Annotated in this window: 10 protein-coding genes; 5 read left to right on the top strand and 5 right to left on the bottom strand. The window is 67.5% G+C overall.

Annotated features, from left to right (window positions below):
- Positions 1–2 precede the first annotated feature (2 nt).
- From ASD42_RS24035 to ASD42_RS24025, 3 genes are all read right to left on the bottom strand, one after another.
- Positions 3–7,154 carry an amino acid adenylation domain-containing protein gene (locus tag ASD42_RS24035; RefSeq protein WP_063893723.1) on the bottom strand — a complete coding sequence of 2,384 codons (7,152 nt, stop codon included), beginning with the start codon at positions 7,152–7,154 and terminating at the stop codon, positions 3–5.
- A 310-nt stretch (positions 7,155–7,464) separates the two neighbouring features.
- Entirely contained in the window at positions 7,465–9,585 is a 2,121-nt protein-coding gene (locus ASD42_RS24030) for an MMPL family transporter (RefSeq protein ID WP_162256229.1), read from the bottom strand.
- A gap of 256 nt (positions 9,586–9,841) precedes the next feature.
- Complete coding sequence (locus tag ASD42_RS24025; protein ID WP_056820760.1) at positions 9,842–10,510, bottom strand: hypothetical protein; 669 nt, start codon at positions 10,508–10,510, stop codon at positions 9,842–9,844.
- A 97-nt stretch (positions 10,511–10,607) separates the two neighbouring features.
- Here ASD42_RS24025 and ASD42_RS24020 point away from each other — a divergent pair, with 97 nt between their 5' ends.
- The 5 genes from ASD42_RS24020 (at position 10,608) to ASD42_RS24000 (ending at position 16,788) form a co-directional block, all read left to right on the top strand.
- Positions 10,608–11,807, top strand: a complete 1,200-nt coding sequence (locus tag ASD42_RS24020; RefSeq protein WP_056820759.1) for a PucR family transcriptional regulator — start codon at positions 10,608–10,610, stop codon at positions 11,805–11,807.
- Positions 11,808–11,967: 160 nt separating this feature from the next.
- Positions 11,968–13,416 (top strand): dihydrolipoyl dehydrogenase, encoded by a 1,449-nt coding sequence (gene lpdA, locus ASD42_RS24015; RefSeq protein ID WP_056820758.1) that lies wholly within the window; start codon positions 11,968–11,970, stop codon positions 13,414–13,416.
- Between the two features lie 11 nt (positions 13,417–13,427).
- Complete coding sequence (gene pdhA, locus ASD42_RS24010; RefSeq protein WP_084787278.1) at positions 13,428–14,516, top strand: pyruvate dehydrogenase (acetyl-transferring) E1 component subunit alpha; 1,089 nt, start codon at positions 13,428–13,430, stop codon at positions 14,514–14,516.
- Positions 14,517–14,536: 20 nt separating this feature from the next.
- Positions 14,537–15,520 carry an alpha-ketoacid dehydrogenase subunit beta gene (locus tag ASD42_RS24005; protein WP_200950501.1) on the top strand — a complete coding sequence of 328 codons (984 nt, stop codon included), beginning with the start codon at positions 14,537–14,539 and terminating at the stop codon, positions 15,518–15,520.
- Between the two features lie 26 nt (positions 15,521–15,546).
- A complete protein-coding gene (locus ASD42_RS24000; RefSeq protein ID WP_200950500.1) occupies positions 15,547–16,788 on the top strand; it encodes a dihydrolipoamide acetyltransferase family protein in 1,242 nt (413 codons plus the stop codon).
- On the opposite strand, the gene ASD42_RS23995 is transcribed toward ASD42_RS24000, so the two are convergent.
- Positions 16,772–17,428 (bottom strand): CoA transferase subunit B, encoded by a 657-nt coding sequence (locus ASD42_RS23995; protein WP_056820755.1) that lies wholly within the window; start codon positions 17,426–17,428, stop codon positions 16,772–16,774. The genes ASD42_RS24000 and ASD42_RS23995 overlap by 17 nt on opposite strands.
- Positions 17,425–18,186, bottom strand: coding sequence for a CoA transferase subunit A (locus ASD42_RS23990; RefSeq protein ID WP_056820754.1), 762 nt, complete (start codon positions 18,184–18,186; stop codon positions 17,425–17,427). Before ASD42_RS23990 ends, ASD42_RS23995 begins: the two co-directional genes overlap by 4 nt.
- Between the last annotated feature and the right edge of the window lie 132 nt (positions 18,187–18,318).

The following is an 18,318-nucleotide window of genomic DNA, read 5'->3' as shown; positions in this document are numbered from 1 at the left end:
GATCATGATGCGGTCGCCGCCGCTTGTTCGAGCAATCGAGTGAGTCGGGCGGCTACCTCGGCGACATGAGGGGACTGGATCAACGTCAGGTGATCACCCGGCACCTCGATCACCTCGAGATGGCCTGTCGCGTAGGTGTCCCAACCGTTGGTGGGATCGCGATGCAGGGTGCCCGCCCGGTCGTGGGCGGGACGGAGCACCTGCGGCAGCGGCTCCGCGGCGCGCAGCAGGGTGATGTCACCGTCGTAGGCCTGCGGCCGGTAGGCGTCGATCGCTCGCCACCCTGCCACGAACACCTCGAACAAACGTCGGACCAGCGCACGGGACCCGGTCGGCGGTAGCACGCCTGCTTCGACGGCGGTGGCGAGGATGAAATCGAAGACGGCGTCGTCGGTGTCGAGCTCCTGCGGGATCTCGATCACGGCGGTGTCGGCGCCGCGCGCCAGCCACAGCAACTCCCACAGGAAGAACTCGTAGAGCGCGTGCTCGGGCACCGGCATGCCGTCGCCGTGGCGCACGGTCATCGTGTCGATGAGTGCCAGCGTGCCCACCTCGTGACCGGCCTCGGCCAGTTGGCGGGCCATTTCGAAGGCGACCATCCCGCCCAGTGACCAGCCGCCCAGATGGTAGGGCCCCGCAGGTTGGACGCGGCGCATCGCGGCGATGTAGTTGCTCGCCATCTCCGCGATGGACTCGGCCGGGGTGCTTCCCGTCTCCAGACCCGCTGCCTGGAGGCCGTACAGCGGCTGGTCATCGGGCAGGTATCTGCTCAATTCGAGGTAGCAGAGCACATTTCCGCCGATCGGGTGCACGAGGAACAGTGGCGTCCCGGTACCCGGTCGCAGCGGCACCAGCGGATCGAAACCCACCTCGGCTCGTTCGTCGAGCTGCGCGGCCAGCGCGGCCACCGTGGGACCGGTGGCCAGGGTGGAGACCGGCAGGGACACGCCGTAGCGCTGTTCGATGGACACGATCAGCCGCATCGCGGTGAGGGAGGTACCCCCGAGAGCGAAGAAGTCGTCGTGCACGCCGATCTCGGGCAGTCCCAGCGCTTCGGCCATCAGTGCCGCCAGCCCTGATTCGGCGGGTGTGCGCGGGCGAACCCGACCCGCCGAGGTAGCGGCGGGCAGTGCCATGCCGGCCAGGACGGCGTCGGCTCGCTTGCCGCTCGGTGTCAGTGGCATCGCGTCGAGCCAGACCAGGCGACTGGGAATCATATAGTCCGGCAACCATTCCCGCAGCGCGGCAGCGATCTCGGACTCGTCGATGTCGCCGCGGGAGCCGACCAGGAAGGCCACCAGCAGTGTCTGTGCGCTGGAAGTCCCCGCGGCGGTGTGCGCCACTACGGCGACCTCGCTGAGGCCGGGCGATTCCGCGGTGACGCGGTGCAGCGCCAGCTCTACCTCCATCGGCTCCACTCGATGCCCGCGAATCTTGACCTGGCCGCCGCGTCGACCGTCGCTGATCACCGCACCGCTGGGCAGCCTGCGGCCGATATCGCCGGTGCGATAGAGCCGATTCCCCGGCGCGAACGGGTGTGGCACGAAGGCCGCCTCGGTGAGATCGGGCCGGTGCTCGTAGCCGTCGGCGAGTGCGGCGCCACCGAGATAGATCTCGCCGGGCACGTTGTCGGGCACCGGGCGCAGTCGGTCGTCGAGGAGGAGGATCTCCACCCCGTCGATGGCGGTGCCGATCGGTGGCAGCGCCGGGAACAGCGCCGGGTCGCCGGTCATGGTGTATCGGGTGGCGACATGGGTTTCGGTGGGACCGTACTGGTTCTCCAGCAGGACCTCGGTACCAGCCGCGCACAGCGCCCGGATCTCGTCGGTGACGCGCAGCTGCTCGCCGGAGGAGATGATCACCCGCAGCCCGGGCGGTGCCGTGCCGAGCCGGATCGCGGCCTCGGCCAGCTGCTGCAGTGCCACGTAGGGCAGGAAGATCCGTTCGGCGCCGGTGCTCGCCAGCAATCGCGCCAGCGCGGGTAGATCACGGCGCTGCTCCTCGCTCAGCAGGATGAGGCGACCGCCGCCACACAGCGTCGAATAGATCTCCTGGAACGACACATCGAACGACAACGGGGCGAATTGTGTTGTCGCCGGTGCGGGCAGAGAGCCGCTGGCGGTCGAGAGCTGCCAGCGGATCAGATTGGCCAGCGCGCGATGTGGCATGGCCACGCCTTTCGGCGTTCCCGTGGAGCCGGAGGTGAACAACACGTACGCGATGGCGTCGGGATCGTCCATCGGCAGTGCGACGGTGTCACCCGGAGCGATCAGTTCGTCGACGGTGAGTCGCGAATACCGTGGTGGCACCAGGGTTTCGTGGCCCGCGCCGGTGATCACCGCGAACGGCCGCGCCTGTTCGAGCATCGCGTGCAGACGCGAGGGCGGATAGCTGACATCGAGCGGTACGCAGGCCGCGCCCGCCTTGGCGATGCCGAGCACCGTCGCGATCTGTTCGGGCGATCGGTCCAGTGCCATCGCGATGCGATCGCCCCGGCGTGCCCCGCGCGCCACCAGGCTCACCGCGATACGGTCGGCAATCGACAGCAATTCCGCGTAAGTCATGGTCCAGCCGCAGAATTCGACGGCGACCGCATCGGGTGTGCGGGCCGCGCAGGCATCGAACAGCTCGATCACCGTGCCGGGTGCGGGCGCGGCGACCAGTGGTTGCGGGGCAGGGCCGAGCGAGCCGAAGTCCACCGTGGCCGAGGGATCGCCGGTGAGCAGGTCGAGGACCCGCAGGTAGGTCTCGCCGACGCTGACCAGTTGATCGCGGGTATAGGACGCGGGGTCTCCGTCGACGCGCAGGGCCAGCGTTCCGTCGAGCGGGTTGCGGACGGCGTTGATCAGCAGGGCGAAGTTGGTGTCCTCGCGAATGTCGATGCCGAGCAGGGTCACGTCCAGCGCGTCCATGGCCGCGCCCGCGGCATGGAAGTGCACGTAGTTGAACGCGGTGTCGAGGACGACGCCCACCTCACGCTGGATGTCGGTGAGCGGGAACCGCTTGTGCTGTGCGCTGTTGCGCTCGCGCTCGAAGACGCCTGTCAGCACCTCGCGCCCGCTGCGGCCGGTGAAGTCCAGCCGCAGCGGCATCGTGTTCAGGAACAGCCCGGCCATGCGCTCGGCATCGATGCGCTCGGGCCGCCCGTGGGTGACGACGCCGGTGGTCACATCCGTGCGACCGGACAGCAGGCCCACGGTGCACAGGTGCGCGGCCAGCAGGACTGCCTTGACCGGGATATGCGCGGCGGCGGCCACCGCGTCGGCGCGGGCCAGCAGATCGGCGCCGACCGGAACCGACACCGAAACACGCGCCTGCGGCGGACCCACGGGAGGCGTCGCATCGACGGGCACGTGGGGACGCGATCCGGGGACACGGATCGTCTCCGCGCCTTCCAGTTCCCTTGTCCAGTATTCCCGGTCGGCCGGATCGTCCAGCGAATCACGCTCGGCGCGAACGTATTCGGCGAAGGACGGTAGCTCGGTGGGGAAGGTGCCCGCGCCCCGATAGTCCGCCAGCAGTTCCGAGATCAGCGTCGCCACACTCCAGCCGTCGAGGATGGCGTGGTGGAACGAGAGCACCAGCTCGATCCGATCGGCGAGCCGGAACACCGCGAGGTCGAAAAGGCCCGGCTGCTCGAAGACGTACCGGCGCAGGCGTCGTTGCTCGACATGGTCGCGAATCGAGGCGCCGGCCTCGTCGGCGTCGGTCGTGCGCAGGTCGACGATCGTCAGTGGCGGATCGAGGTGGGCGTGCACGAGTTGTAGTGGCTCGGAGTAGCCGGCGAGCTCGAAGGAGGTGCGCAGCATCGGGTGCCGGGCGACCGATCGCCGCAGTGCGGCGCGCAGGGCGGCCTCGTCCCACGGCATCCGCAGCGAATACCGGAAAACATCGTGGTAGAGCGATGATTCGGCGCGTTCGCGGCTGTGGAACAGCATGCCGAGCTGCAATCTGGTCAACGGGTACGCGTCCACCACGTGCGGTAAGCGGGCCCGGTCGATGCCGGCCACCAGCTCGAACGGTGCGAGGGCCGCGGCGGCGACAGCGCCGGTGCCCGCCCGCTCGGCCAGTTCGGCGATGGTGGGGCATTCGGCGATGTCACGGGCGCTGATCACCAGCCCCCTGGCCTCGGCCCTGGCTCGCACGCGTAGCAGCAGGATCGAGTCGCCACCGAGGTCGTAGAAGTTGTCGAACACCGACACCGACTCGCGGTCGAGCACCTCGCGCCAGATGAGCGCCAACTGTTCCTCGGCCGGTGTCCGTGGCGCGGTGTGCCCGACGGTCGGGTTCTCGGCGGTGATCGCTGCGAGTGCGGCGCGGTCGGCCTTGCCGCTCGGGGTCAGCGGAATCGCGTCGACCCGAACGAACAGCGACGGAATCATGAACTCCGGCAGAGTCTTCGCCAAGGCCGCACGCAGCGCGGCGGGCTCCGGTGCGGAGGCCGCCACACAATAGGCGGCCAGATAGGTGGCACGCTCGGGCGACTGACGGTCGATGACCGTGGCAGCTGTGACGCCGGGCAGCGCGGCCAGCGCGTTCTCGACCTCGCCCAGTTCGACCCGGTTCCCGCGGATCTTCACCTGCCGGTCGATGCGGCCCAGATACTCCAGTTCTCCGTCGGCGAGGCGGCGAGCCAGATCGCCGGTGCGATACATCCGCTCGCCCGGATGGAAGGGGTCGGCGACGAACTTCTCCGCCGTCAGTTCCGGGCGGTCACGGTACCCGCGCGCCAGACCGGCTCCGGCGATGCACAATTCGCCCGCGACGCCGACCGGTTGGGGCTGGTCGGTGGGGTCGAGCACATAGAGGCGGGTGTTATCGATCGGTCGGCCGATCGGCACCCGGGTCACCGTCTTGGCCGGGTCGACGGGGCAGTCGTAGTAGGACACGTCCACGGTGGCCTCGGTCGGGCCGTACAGGTTGACCAGCCGGGGTGCGGTGGCACCCAGTCCGGCGAAAGTCTGATTCCACCGGTTGACCTGATGGGGGAGTAGCGCTTCACCGCTGCAGAACACCGTCCGCAGTCCGGCGGCCTTGTCCACCGCGGCCGGGTCGGATTCCAGCAGATCCAGGAAAGGCGTCAGCATCGACGGCACGAAATGCATGACCGTGACACCGAAGTCGGCGACGGCGGCGAGTAGTTCGCGGGGATCCTTCTCGCCACCGGGCCGCAACAAGGCCACCTGGGCGCCTTCGACCGCCCACCAGAACAGCTCCCACACCGACACGTCGAACGAGGACGGCGTCTTCTGCAAGATCACATCCGTGGGGCCCAGCGGATACTGTCGCTGCATCCAGCCGATGCGATTGATAACCGAATGATGCTCGACCACAACGCCTTTGGGGTGACCGGTGGAGCCGGACGTGTAGATCACGTAGGCCGGGTCCGAGCCCGTGGGGACCGGAGTCCGCGCCGGCGTGTCCGTCGACCAGTTCTCCGGTGACAGCACGACGGCCCCGCTGGACAGCTCGGTGTCGGTCAGCACCACCTTGGCGGCGCTGTCGGCCAACAGGTAGGCGATCCGGTCGGCCGGATAGCCGGGGTCGATCGGGACGTAAGCGGCTCCGGCGTGCAGGGCGGCCAGGATCGCGACGAGCATGTCCGGACCGCGCTCGAGCAGCACCGCGACCAGATCGCCCGCCTCGACCCCGGCATCGCGGAGCACGCCGGACAGGGCGGCGGCACGGTCGGTGAGAGCGCGGTAGGTGATCGTGGCTCCGGTCGCGGTGTGTACCGCGACCGCGTCCGGCGTGCGCTCGGCCTGGGCCGTGATCCGGGCGATGACGGTGCTCTGGTCCGCGTAGGGGCGCGCCGTCGCGCGAGCGCGGTCGACCAGCAGGTCGTGCTCGGGCGTGGACAACATCGGCAGCAGCGACGGATCGGTGTCGATGGCGTCGATCCCGGCCTCCAATAACGCGATCAGGTGATCGGCGACGGACTCGATCGGGTAGTCGACATCGAAGATGTCGGCGGCGTGATCGAGCCGGATCAGCAGCGGCCCGTCGTCATCGATCTCGGAGATCGTCCAGGCCATGGCCAGTGGGCTGTACCCCTGCGAGGGTGTCTGCACCTCCTCGAGCCCGTCGATCAAACCGGCGGCCGAAGGCAGGCGCGGATAGGCGACCGTCACATCGAACAGCTGTCTCGCCGGGCTGCCGAGACGACGCAACTCGCCCATGAGATCGCCGAGCGGATAACGCTCGTGCTGCTTCAGTCGGCGCACATCGGCTTTCACCGTGGACACCAATTCGCGCAGGGTGCGATGGCCCGCGGTTCGGATGGGCAGCGGAAGAGTGTTGGCGAAGTTACCGATGGTGGCCTGCTCGGTGGGGTTGACACGATTGCCGAAGGGGATGCCGATGGCGATCTCCTCGGCGCGCAGGGTCCGCGACAGGTAGAGGCCGAGCATCGCACAGAAATACGGGTACAGCGACAGGCCGGCATCGCGAATTCGGTTGACCAGCAAGCGATCCAACGTGAACTCGTAGGCTGTGACCGGTGCCAGCCCATCGGTGGCGCGGGGCCGGTCGAATAGCGCGGGGGTGATGGCGTTCAGCCCACTGACCACAGCGTCGCGGTCGAGCAGGTACTGATCGCTCGCCCGATAGTCACGTTCGAACGGCAGGCACCCCAGAAACGACGACCCCGGCAGCTCGATCGGATTGCCCGCCATCGTGGTGGCGTAGTCGGTGAGGATCTGGGCGCCGATGTGGAACAGCCCGGTCGCGTCGGCGGCGACGTGGTGAGTGGTCAAGACGAGGTAGGAAGACTCCGCACCGGCGCGGATGACGTGCGCCCGGAAGGGCACCGCCCCGGTGAGGTCGATCGCCGAACCGGTGAGCAGCTCGATCCGACGCTGCGCCTCGGCCCGCGGATCGGGGGCGTCGCCGACGTCGATCACCTGGACCGGCGGCATCGGTTCGGTCGAAAGTTCCTGGTAGGGAACACCGTCGAGGACGCGGTACCGCAGCCGGAGGCCGTCGTTGCGTGCCCAGGTCCGCTCGATCGCGGCGACCATCGCGGCGACATCGACGGCGAGCGAGAAGCGGCCGACCACGCTGGACAGATAGCTGGGCAGACCGGGAAAATGTTCCACGATCGTCCAGATGTCGCGCTGATAGGCGGTGAGTGGATAGCGCATGGAAACGGACATGGATGTACCCCTGAGGTGAAGAGCTGAAATGTGCTCGATCGCGCGGCGCTGCTGCGATCCGAATTCCGTCCGGTGGCGATCTTCGCCCGGCTGATCGGGCGATTTCACGAGTGGTCCGTGCGCCCAAACGGCGCTCCGATCACTGTGTCATTCGGGCTATTCGATAGCCAATGTTGTTGTGCCGTAACGGAAGTCACTTACACGCATAATCGACCGGTCCGACGTCGAATTGTCCGGATAATTGGTTCCGTGAAACGAATACGACGACGAAAAACTGCATCGGGAACCAAACCGTCGCGCAGGCGATGAGTCAGTTCTCACGCACCGCGATGTGACGGTGGACTCGTCGCAGGAATGCCGGTGCCCACCAGTTCGCGGTTCCCAGCAGGCGCATGAAGGCGGGCACCAACACGCCACGGACCACCGTGGCATCCATCAGCACCGCCAACGTCAAGCCCACGCCCATCAACTTGGTGAAGGCGACCTCTGAAAACGCCAGTCCCACACAGACAATCGCCATCAGCGCGGCCGCGGCGGTGACGATGCGGCCGGTGCGCTCCAGCCCGTAGGCGACTGCGTCGGCCGTCACGCCCCGCGCCCGGTGCTCCTCGGCGATCCGGGACAACAGGAACACCTCGTAGTCCATCGACAGCCCGAAGGCCAAGCAGAAGACGAGCACCGGCACCGGGGCGGCCAGATAACCGGTTTCGGTGAAATCGCCGACCAGCCATTTCAGGTGCCCGTCCTGGAAGATGTAGACCATCGCGCCGAAGGTCGCCGACAAGCTCAACGTGTTGAGCAGCACCGCCTTCAGCGGGATCACCACGCTGCCGGTGAACGCGAACAACAGCACGAGCATCGCGACCGCGATGAGGGCTACGACCAACGGAAGTCGCCCCGCCAAGCCGGATTTGGTATCGGCGTTCTCGGCCGTGGCGCCGCCGACCAGCAGCGGAGCGGGCGAGTCCGTTCGCCGGATGTCGTCGAGCAAGGTTTCGGCGGCCAGCGAGTACGGGTCGAGGTCGGGGATCACCGTCAGATGCGCGCCCTCGGGCCCGGGCATGCTACGAACCAGCCGTACATGGTCCAGGTGTTGTACGCGTTGTGTCAGCTCGGCCAGTTCGGTCGTGGTGATCGGCCCGTCGACGATCACGTCGAAGCGGCCCGCCGCGGTCGCGGGGAACTCGGCGCGCAGGACGTCACCGACCTGACGGCTCTCCACCGTCACGGGCAAGGCCCGATCGTCGGTCAGGCCCAATCTCAACCCGGCGAACGGCACGCCGAGCAAGATCACCACCAGCAACGCGGCACCACCGAAGGCCCAGGGGCGCGCGGTGACTCGCCGCGCGGTGCGATACCAGAATCCCTCTTCGGGCCGGTGGGGTGCGGGATCGGGTCGGCCACGCAGCCGCCGTACGCCTCGGCGTAGGTCGAGCGCGTCGATGCGGTGCCCGAACAGCATCAGCAGAGCCGGCAGCAGTGTCACGGTGGCGAGCGCGGCCAAGAGCGTCACCGAGAGGCAGGCCGCGGCCAGGGAACGCAGGAACGGCATCGGGAACAGCAGCATCGCCAGCATCGCGATGACGATCGTCGCGGCGGAGAACAGCACGGTGTGCCCGGCGGTCGTCACCGTCACCCGCACCGCGGTCGGCACGTCGCGGCCCCCGTGCCGTTCCTCGCGGAATCGGCTGACCAGGAACAGGCTGTAGTCGATGCCGAGACCGAGACCGAGCACGGTGGTCAGATTCAGCGCATAGCTGGAAACCTGGGTGAACTCGGTGAGCAATCGAAGGATTCCGAGCGTGCCGATGATCGAGACCAGGCCGAGCACCAGCGGCAGTCCCGCGGCGACCAGACTGCCGAAGACCAACACCAGCAGCACCAGCAGGATCGGAATCGTCACCGCCTCACTGACCTTCATGTCGTGCGAGAGTTGTTCGGTCACGTCGTGATAGCTCACCGCGGCCCCACCCAGGCGCAGGTGGAGCTCGCCGTAGTCCCGATCCCGGTAGCTGTCGAGCAGTCGCGACACCACCGCGTCCACCACGATCTCGTCACCGGGAACATCCACGGCGACCAGCGCCTTGCCGCGATCGGCACTGCGCAGGAACTCCGGCGATCCGGTGGACCAGTACGAGCTCACCGAACGCACGCCCGCCACCGCGGCCAACTCGGTGCTCAGCCGAAGGCCGGTGGTGGCGACCGCAGGCGTATCGACGGTTCCCGATGCGGCCGCGACGTCCACCAGCACAATGACGTTCGGTGTTCCGGTGGTGTACTTCTCCGCCAGTACTCGGGCGGCGCGCGCGGATTCGGCATCCGCGTTCCAGAACCCGCCGCCGGACAGTCGCTGCTGTAGCGAGGCCCCGCCCGCACCCGCGAGGACGAGCACCAGCGCGATCACCGCGACCACGGTTTTCGGTCGACCCACAGCCATCCGCGCGAGTACTCGCACCGTCCCTCATCTCATTGCGGGCACCGCACGTGCACTCCGGCGCCGTTTCGGCGCGACGGACATCTCCACCGCCGCGGCTCGGGCAGGTAGGGTCGGCGCCGGTGCCATCCCGCAACCCGGGTCGGTGCAAGTATCGGTGCCACGAATGGCTTGTGTCACTGCATCATTCGGAGAATTTTCCCCTTCGAATTTGTCTCGCGGACAGAACGCCTCGGCCTGTCGGGCGGCGTGATCACCGGTGGCGGCGGACCTCGAGCCGACCGTTGATCGGTACCAGGCTGCACCCGGCCCTGCTACCGAGCAGCAGGAGGTTGGCGACTTGGAGAAGCAGAACGAGGCACGGCTTGCCCGGATGGGACTGCCGGGGCCATTCATGCCAGTAGCGCGGTGAGTCGAGGCGGCTGTCGGGTCCGGTGGGGAGCTGTAGCCGATCGCCGGGCACGAGGACGGTGACGTGGAGATCGGCGAGGACTCCGGTGGCTTCGTCGGACAGGGGCGCGGTCCTGGTGAGCATCGCCCACCGGTGCAGCGGAACATACGGTGGCGCCGTGGCGAGGGTGGGGACCGCCAAAGCGTTGTGGTCGTAGGTCGCGGCGGCGAGTCCGGCGGGGACGAGCAAAGCGGTGACGGTGTCGTCGCATACCAGCTCGACCCCGGACCCGTCGGCGGTGATGTCGGTAGGTAGACCTCGCTGTCGATAGGCATCCATCCAGTCCCGGGGGTTCTGGAGTTGGGCTGCGTGCGGCCACGGGATGCCACGGGATCCGGTCAGGACCTCCCACGCGGCGGCGCCGAGCTCGCAATCGTGGCGGCTGTGCTCGGACCAATACCGGCGGGCATCGTCGGGGGAGACCGCCAATGGTGGGCTGTCACAATCGAACTCCTCGTTTTCGAAACCCATCGGTGTTCCTTCGGTGTCGGGCCGAGCGGCTAGGCGAGCGTCGACTACACGGTAAGCGTGCGGATCAGCGGCGCGCCCGGGCGTAGCGTCTGGCGTTATGGCAGCGAGAACCAAGCACACCCCGATCTCAGCGGGTACGAGGCGGTTGGTGGCTGCGTGCCGAACCGATATCCCGGTGCTCACTCGGCAGCTGATCGCGGCGATCTTCACCGACATCCCGGAGTGGACGGACTACTCGCCGGTCAGCCGGGATGACCTGCACACCGCGTGTTGCCGCTATCTGACCAGGGTGCTGGATCTGGTCGCCGGTGAGGTGAGCGTCCCCGGTCGTGATGATGTCGCCGCTGCCATCGGCCGCAATCGTGCGGCGCAGGGCGTGCCGCTGGAGGTGATGTTGCGGACGTTCCGGCTCGGCGGTCAGATCGTGTGGGAGGCGCTACTCGACAAGGCAGGCGAACTCCCGCCCGCCGAGGTCCGCAAGATCGGTGTGGCCACGTGGTCGGCTATCGACGGCATGTCGTCGGCGCTGGTCACCTCCTATCGCAGCACCGAATTGGAGCAGGTACGTCGCGACGAGCGTCGCAGGCACGGCTTGATCGAGGATCTGCTGGCGGGTAGTGCCCGCGACGCGACCTTCGCCGCGCGTGCCGCGCGGGAGCTGAACGTGCCCGCCCACGGCGGGTACCTGGTGGTCGCGGTGCGCGGAGAGCGCCCGAACGTGGAGATAGGTACCGAGGCCGCGTTGGCGGCCTTGGGTATCAGGTCGGTCTGGCACGACCGCGTCGAGACCGTGGTGGGACTGGTCTCGCTCGAGCAGCGGGACGGTTCCGCTGTGCTGGACCAGGTGCGGAATCGGATCCGTGGTCGAGCAGCGGCGTCACCGGTGGTGCAGGGACTGGCGCAGATCGAGACCGGGCACGCGTTGGCGATGCTCGGCTTGGAGACCTTGCCGGACACAGAGCGGGGGTTGGTGTCGTTGGAGCAGCGCTACCCGGAAGCGCTGTTGCTGCGCTCGCCCGACCTGACCGCACTGATGGTCGCTCGCACCCTCGGTCCCGTGCTGGAACTGCCGACGAAGGAGCACCAGATCTTGTTGCGCACGCTGTCGATCTGGCTGGAGGAGAACTGTTCGGCGGCGAATGCCGCGCCCCGGCTGCACTGCCACCGCAACACCGTGATCAACCGGCTACAGCGGATCTCGGCCCTGTTGGGTCGACGCCTGGAAGGGCAGCGGTCCTACCTGGAGCTTTCCCTCGCCCTGGCCGCGCTGGAGATGGGCGTGCGGACACCGGGCTGAGTGCCACACCGCCAGGAACGATTGGGCGCTGCGCCCATTTTCGAGCCCATAATTCTGGGCTGTCGGTAGATTGTTTGTGCATTTGTGGACCGTGAGACTCGACAGATGATCCAAGCCACGACCGTGGATGGGTCGATCGTCGAGCTGAGGAGCACCACGAGTGCCGGAATTCGATCTATTGGTGATCGGTGGTGGACCGGGCGGATATGTAGCCGCCATCCGCGCCGCGCAACGTGGCCTGAAGGTCTGCGTTGTGGAGAAGGAGCGCCCCGGCGGTGTCTGCCTGAACTGGGGTTGTATCCCCACCAAGGCGATGCTCCGCTCGGCGGAGGTCTTCCACACCCTCGCGAGCGCAGCTGAATTCGGGGTGTACGCCGACAATGTGCGCTACGACTTCGCCGCGGTCCGGCAGCGCAAGGACTCCATCGTCAAAGAACTGACCGACGGTGTGGCGGGTCTGCTGAAGGCCAACGGGGTCGTGGTGATCGAGGGTCACGCCCGGTTCGTCGAGTCGACCGTGGTGGAGGTGCACGAGGTCGGCGCGTCGCCGATCTTCGACGGCGGCCCCCGCTACGCGGCCGCCGCGGGAACCGCGATTCGCCGGGTGAGCGCACGCGACGTGATCATCGCGACCGGTTCGGTGCCGGTTCAGGTGCCGATTCCGGGCGCGGGATTGCCCGGCGTGGTCACCTCCGACGGCGCGTTCGGGCTGACCGAGGTGCCACAACGGTTGGTCATCATCGGCGGCAGCGCAGTCGGGGCGGAGTGGGCCAGCCTGTTCGCCACGTTCGGCAGTCAGGTCACCGTCGTGGAGATGCGGGATCGCCTGGTTCCGTTGGAGGACAAGGAGATCGGCGACGCGCTCGGGCGCTCGTTCCGCAAGCGCGGCATCACCGTCCTGACCGGGGCCACGGTCACCGCTATCACCGAGGGCGACGTACTGCGGGTCTCGGTCGGCGGTCCGGCGGCAGCCGACCTGGATGCCGACGTGGTGCTCGTCGGAGTCGGGCGAGCACCCAATACCGCGGAACTCGGGCTCGATGTAGCCGGAATCGCTACGGACGCACGCGGTTTCATCGAAGTCGACGATCGACTGCGGACCGGGGTCGAGCACGTGTACGCCATCGGCGACGTGACCGGTCGGGCGTTGCTCGCCCACGTCGCCTCGCACCAGGGCATCACCGCGGCCGAGGTGATCGCCGGGCACGAGGCCCACATCGATTACTCGGTCATCCCGGCCGCGACCTTCACCCACCCGGAGATCGCGAGCGTCGGGCTCACCGAAGAAGCCGCCCGCGCCGCCGGACACGAGGTGATCACCGCCAAGTTCCCGTTCGCGGCGCTCGGCCGGGCCAAGACCTTCGGCGAGACCGACGGCTTCATCAAAATCGTTGCGGGGCAAGCACATCAGGAAGTGCTCGGCGTGCACATCATCGGCCCGTCCGCCAGCGATCTGATCGCCGAGGGCGCACTGGCGATCTCGCTGGAAGCCACGCTCGACGAGCTGGCCGACACCATTCACGCCCACCCCACACTCGGCGAGATCGGTATGGAGGCGGCCATGGCCGGACTCGGACTGCCGGTGCACGTCGCGCCACGCAAGCGTTGAGGAGCTAGACCATGACCACGACTACCGCGCGGAGCACGCCCGCCCGCGAGCAGACCCAGACCGCTTCGGACGTCGACTCCGCTGTCGCGGCCGAGAATCCCGAGATCCTGCGTGGTCTCTACCGCGACATGCTGTTCATCCGACGCTTCGAGGAGCGCACCGCGCAGAGCTACCAGCAGGCCAAGATCGGCGGCTACTGCCATCTCAACCTCGGCGAGGAAGCCACCGTGGTCGGGCTCGGCGCCGCGATGCGCCCCACCGACTACCTGTTCACCAACTACCGCGAACACGGCTACGCACTGGCCAAGGGCATCGAACCCGGTCGAGTGATGGCCGAGCTCTACGGGCGCTCCACCGGCACCTCGAAGGGCTGGGGCGGCTCGATGCACATGTACGACACCGCGACCCGGCTGCTGGGCGGCTACGCCATCGTGGGCGGACAGGTTCCGCTGGCCATCGGTGCGGCGCTGGCCATCGACTACCGCGACGGTGACGACGTCGTGGTGTGTCAGATGGGGGAGGGCACCACCAACATCGGCGCCTTCCACGAGTCGCTCAATATCGCGGCGCTGTGGCGGCTGCCGGTGGTGTTCCTGGTGATCAACAACCAGACCGGCATGGGCACCACGGTCGAGAAGTCCTCGGCCGAACCGGATCTGTGGAAGCGCGCCGCCGCCTACCGCATGCGGGGCGAGCGGGTCGACGGCACCGATGTGCTGGCCGTGCGCGACCTGGCGAGCGAGCTCATCGAAGACGCCCGCCGCGATGGCAAACCCGCGCTGCTCGAAGCGGTGAGCTACCGGCTCAAGGGCCACTCTGTGGTCGACCCGGCGAAGTACCGCAGCACCGATACCGTCGCCGCGGCACGCGAGCACGATCCGATCGAGCTGTGGCAGCGGCGATTGCTCGCCGCCGGGGTGCTGACCGAACAGGCGCTGGCCGATGTCGACCGCGAGGTGGCCGACGGAGTCGCCGCCGCCGTCGAATTCGCCGATTCGAGCCCGCATCCGGAGCCGTCGAGCCTGTTCGACTACACCTACGCCACTCCCGTGCCGGGCGATTCCCGCCGTCTGCCCGCCGATCCGCTCTTCACCCACTGAGGACTTCCACTGTGCCTGTCATGACCTATCGCGAAGCGCTGCGCGAAACCCTGCGCGAAGAAATGCGCCGCGATGACGATGTTTTTCTGATCGGTGAGGAGATCGGCGTCTTCGAAGGCTCCTACAAGATCACCGCCGGTCTGCTCGAGGAGTTCGGCGAGAAGCGGGTGCGCGACACCCCCATCGCCGAGGAAGGGTTCGTCGGTGCGGCGATCGGCGCCGCGATGCTCGGTTTGCGCCCGGTCGTGGAGATCATGACGATCAACTTCTCGCTGCTGGCGCTGGATCAGATCGTCAACCATGCCGCGAAGATCTACGGCATGTTCGGCGGGCAGACCAATGTGCCCATGGTGATCCGGACTCCCGGTGGCGGCGGGCAACAACTCGGGGCGACGCATTCGCAGAATATCGAGTTGTACTACGCCTTCGTGCCCGGCCTGAAGGTCGTGGCGCCCAGCACTCCCGCTGATGCGCGGGCGTTGCTCAAGGCGGCGATCTCCGACGACGATCCGGTGTTGTTCCTGGAGAACCTGTCGCTGTACAACACCAAAGGCGAAGTCCCCGAGGATCTTCCACCTGTCCAGATCGGTAAGGCGGCGGTCACCCGAGAGGGCACCGACATCACGCTGATCGGTTACTCGCGGATGGCCACTGTCGCGACCGAGGTCGCGCAACGTCTTGCCGGGGAGGGCATTTCGGTCGAGGTGATCGACCTGCGCAGCCTGCGTCCGCTGGACCGCGACACCATCGTGGCATCGGTGCGCAAGACCGGTTGCGCGGTGATCGGCGAGGACGACTGGCTGACCTACGGCATCGGCGCGGAGATCGCGGCGTCGATCTCCGATGGTGCGTTCGACTACCTCGACGCGCCGGTCCGTCGCGTCGCCATGGCCGAGGTTCCGCTGCCCTACGCCAAGCCGCTCGAGAAACTCGCCTTGCCGTCCGCGGAATCGCTCTACACCGCGGTGACGGAAACCCTGGCGGCCGTCGGCCGGCGGCGCTGAGAACCAGGAACAGGACGGACGCAATCATGCCCGAAATCGTCATGCCCCGGCTCTCCGACACCATGGAGGACGGCGTCGTCTCCGCCTGGCTCAAGCAGGTCGGCGACCAGATCACCCGCGGCGAGATCGTCGCCGAAATCGAGACCGACAAAGCCCTGATGGAACTCGAGGCCTACGACGACGGGGTTCTCGAGAAGATCCTCGCCGAGCCGGGTGTTCGCGTCCCGATCGGCGAACCGATCGCGATCGTCGGCGATGGCACCACATCGACTGCGGCACCCGCGGATCCGAAAAGTGTTGCGGTGACGCCCTCGACTGCCCCGACCGCTGCGCCACAGCCCGGTGCGCACGCGGGCCTGCGCCGGACCGGGGTGGTCAAGTCCTCGCCTTTGGCCCGCAAGATCGCGCGCGAGATGCGGGTCGATATCGACGCTGTCGTCGGCACCGGTCCGGGTGGGCGGATCACCAAACGTGACGTGGAGGCGGCCCACAGCGCCGTGACCGCCGCACCCGCTGAGATCGCGACTCCGTCACGTGACGCGAGTGTGGCTGCTGTGCAACCTGTTCCGGCCTCAGGGGAGTTCGAGGAGGTTGCGCTGACGAACATTCAGCGCGTCTCCGCGGTCCGGCTCACCGAGAGCAAGCAGCAGGCGCCGCACTTCTATCTGACCAGCGCGATCGACGTGACCGAGTTGTTCGCCTTCCGGGCGCAGATCAACGCGACGTTGGACGTGGCGGGCGAGAGCAAGGTCAGCGTGAACGACCTGCTCGTCAAGGCGGTCGCCGTCGCGCTGCGAAAGGACGGCTCGGTCAATGTCAGCTTCGCGGGCGACAAGCTGTTGCGTCACAAGGGAATCCACCTCGGTGTAGCGGTAGCGACCCCGGCCGGGCTGCTCGTGCCGGTGATTCGGGACGCGGACCGCAAGAGCGTGTCCGAGATCGCGACCGAGAGCCGGGACAAGGCGATTCGCGCCCGTGATCGCAAGCTGCGGGCGGAGGAGATGTCGGGCGGTACCTTCACCATCTCCAACCTCGGCATGTTCGGCATCGAGCAATTCACCGCGGTCATCAACTCGCCCGAGTCCGCGATCCTCGCGGTCGGGGCGGCGGCCGACGAGCTACGCCTCGACGGCGAGAAGGTGGTTGCCCGCAAGATCCTGCGCGTGACCCTGTCCGCGGACCACCGCGCCATCGACGGCGCGGTGGCAGCCCAATTCCTGGCGAACCTGAAGATCCTGCTCGAGAGCCCGCTCAGAATTGTGGCGTGAGCGGCTGGGTACCGATGGTCAGTGGTGTTCCGGTGGCGCGGCGCACCTGCTCGACGCTCACACCGGGCGCGGTCTCGCGCAGGATCACCTGGCCGTCGGCGATATCGAGGACAGCGAGGTCGGTGATCACCCGCTGCACAACGGCTTGGCCGGTGAGCGGCAGGGTGCACGCATCGACGATCTTGGGTGAGCCGTCGCGGGTGGTGTGCTCCATCAGCACGATCACCCGGCGGGCGCCGTGGACGAGGTCCATCGCGCCGCCCATGCCTTTGACCATCGCGCCGGGCACCATCCAGTTCGCCAGATCACCGTGACGTGAGACCTGCATCCCGCCCAGGACCGCGGTGTCGATGTGTCCGCCCCGGATCATGCCGAACGAGAGCGCCGAGTCGAAGAACGAGGCACCGGGTTCGACCGTCACGGTCTCTTTGCCCGCGTTGATCAGATCGGGGTCGACGTCGCCCTCCCGCGGGTAGGGGCCGGTGCCGAGGATGCCGTTCTCGCTGTGCAGCACCACCGCTACGCCGTCGGGCAGGTGGTTCGGGATCAGGGTGGGCAGGCCGATGCCGAGGTTGACGTACTCCCCGGGCGAGAGTTCCTGCGCCGCGCGGGCGGCCATTTCGGTGCGCGTCCAGCTCATCGGGTGGTCTCCTGTCGAACGGTCCGCTTCTCGATGCGTTTGTCCTGGGCGCCGGTGTGCACGATGCGCTGGACGAACACTCCCGGCAGATGGATGTGTGCCGGGTCGAGTTCACCGGCGGGGACGAGCCGTTCGACCTGGGCGATGGTGATCCGACCGGCCATCGCGACCAGTGGGTTGAAGTTCAGGGCCGACTTCTCGAAGACCAGGTTTCCCTCGGTGTCGCCGATGGCGGCGTGCACGAGGGCGAAATCGGCGACGATGGATTCTTCGAGGACGTAGTGGCGGTGTCCGAACTGCCGGACTTCTTTCGGTGGCGAGGCCAGCGCGACCGACCCGTCCGGTCCGTAGCGCCATGGGAGGCCGCCGTCGCTGATCGGGGTCCCGACCCCGGCGGGGGTGTAGAAGGCGGGTATGCCCGCACCTCCCGCCCGTAGTCGCTCGGCGAGGGTTCCCTGCGGGATCAGTTCCACCTCGAGTTCACCGCCGAGGTACTGGCGCGCGAACTCCTTGTTCTCACCCACGTACGAGGCGGTCACCCGTGCGATCCGTCCGGCCGACAACAAGATTCCCAGGCCGTAGTCGTCGACGCCGCAGTTGTTGGAGAACACTGCGAGGTCGGTGGCCCCGCTCTCGGTGATCGCCGTGATCAGCGCGTCCGGGACACCGCACAACCCGAATCCGCCGACGGCCAACGTCGCCCCCGAGCCGATATCGGCGACGGCGGCGACTGCCGTATCCACCACTTTCGAGTTCATTCCTGAGGTGCCTTTCGTCTTACCGTTCATTCCTTGGACGCTTGTTTCCGTCGTGCTCACACAACACTCCAGTAGCTCGAACTGGCAAGATGGAAATCCATGGGAGCCGAAATTGCTCGGCGAGTGAACAGG

This window comes from Nocardia sp. Root136, from assembly GCF_001427185.1.
GTDB classification, from domain to species: Bacteria; Actinomycetota; Actinomycetes; order Mycobacteriales; family Mycobacteriaceae; genus Nocardia; species Nocardia salmonicida.
The sequence above is the reverse complement of the archived record's forward strand: the minus strand, read 5'-3'. Positions and strand labels throughout refer to the sequence as shown.

Excerpts from the sequence above, each read along its gene's own strand:
- ASD42_RS23995 (WP_056820755.1), bottom strand. The coding sequence starts at position 17,428 with ATGAGCTGGACGCGCACCGAAATGGCCGCCCGCGCGGCGCAGGAACTC.
- pdhA (WP_084787278.1), top strand. The coding sequence starts at position 13,428 with ATGACCACGACTACCGCGCGGAGCACGCCCGCCCGCGAGCAGACCCAG.
- ASD42_RS24000 (WP_200950500.1), top strand. The coding sequence starts at position 15,547 with ATGCCCGAAATCGTCATGCCCCGGCTCTCCGACACCATGGAGGACGGC.
- ASD42_RS24020 (WP_056820759.1), top strand. The coding sequence starts at position 10,608 with ATGGCAGCGAGAACCAAGCACACCCCGATCTCAGCGGGTACGAGGCGG.
- ASD42_RS23990 (WP_056820754.1), bottom strand. The coding sequence starts at position 18,186 with ATGAACTCGAAAGTGGTGGATACGGCAGTCGCCGCCGTCGCCGATATC.
- ASD42_RS24005 (WP_200950501.1), top strand. The coding sequence starts at position 14,537 with ATGACCTATCGCGAAGCGCTGCGCGAAACCCTGCGCGAAGAAATGCGC.
- ASD42_RS24035 (WP_063893723.1), bottom strand. The coding sequence starts at position 7,154 with ATGTCCGTTTCCATGCGCTATCCACTCACCGCCTATCAGCGCGACATC.
- ASD42_RS24025 (WP_056820760.1), bottom strand. The coding sequence starts at position 10,510 with ATGGGTTTCGAAAACGAGGAGTTCGATTGTGACAGCCCACCATTGGCG.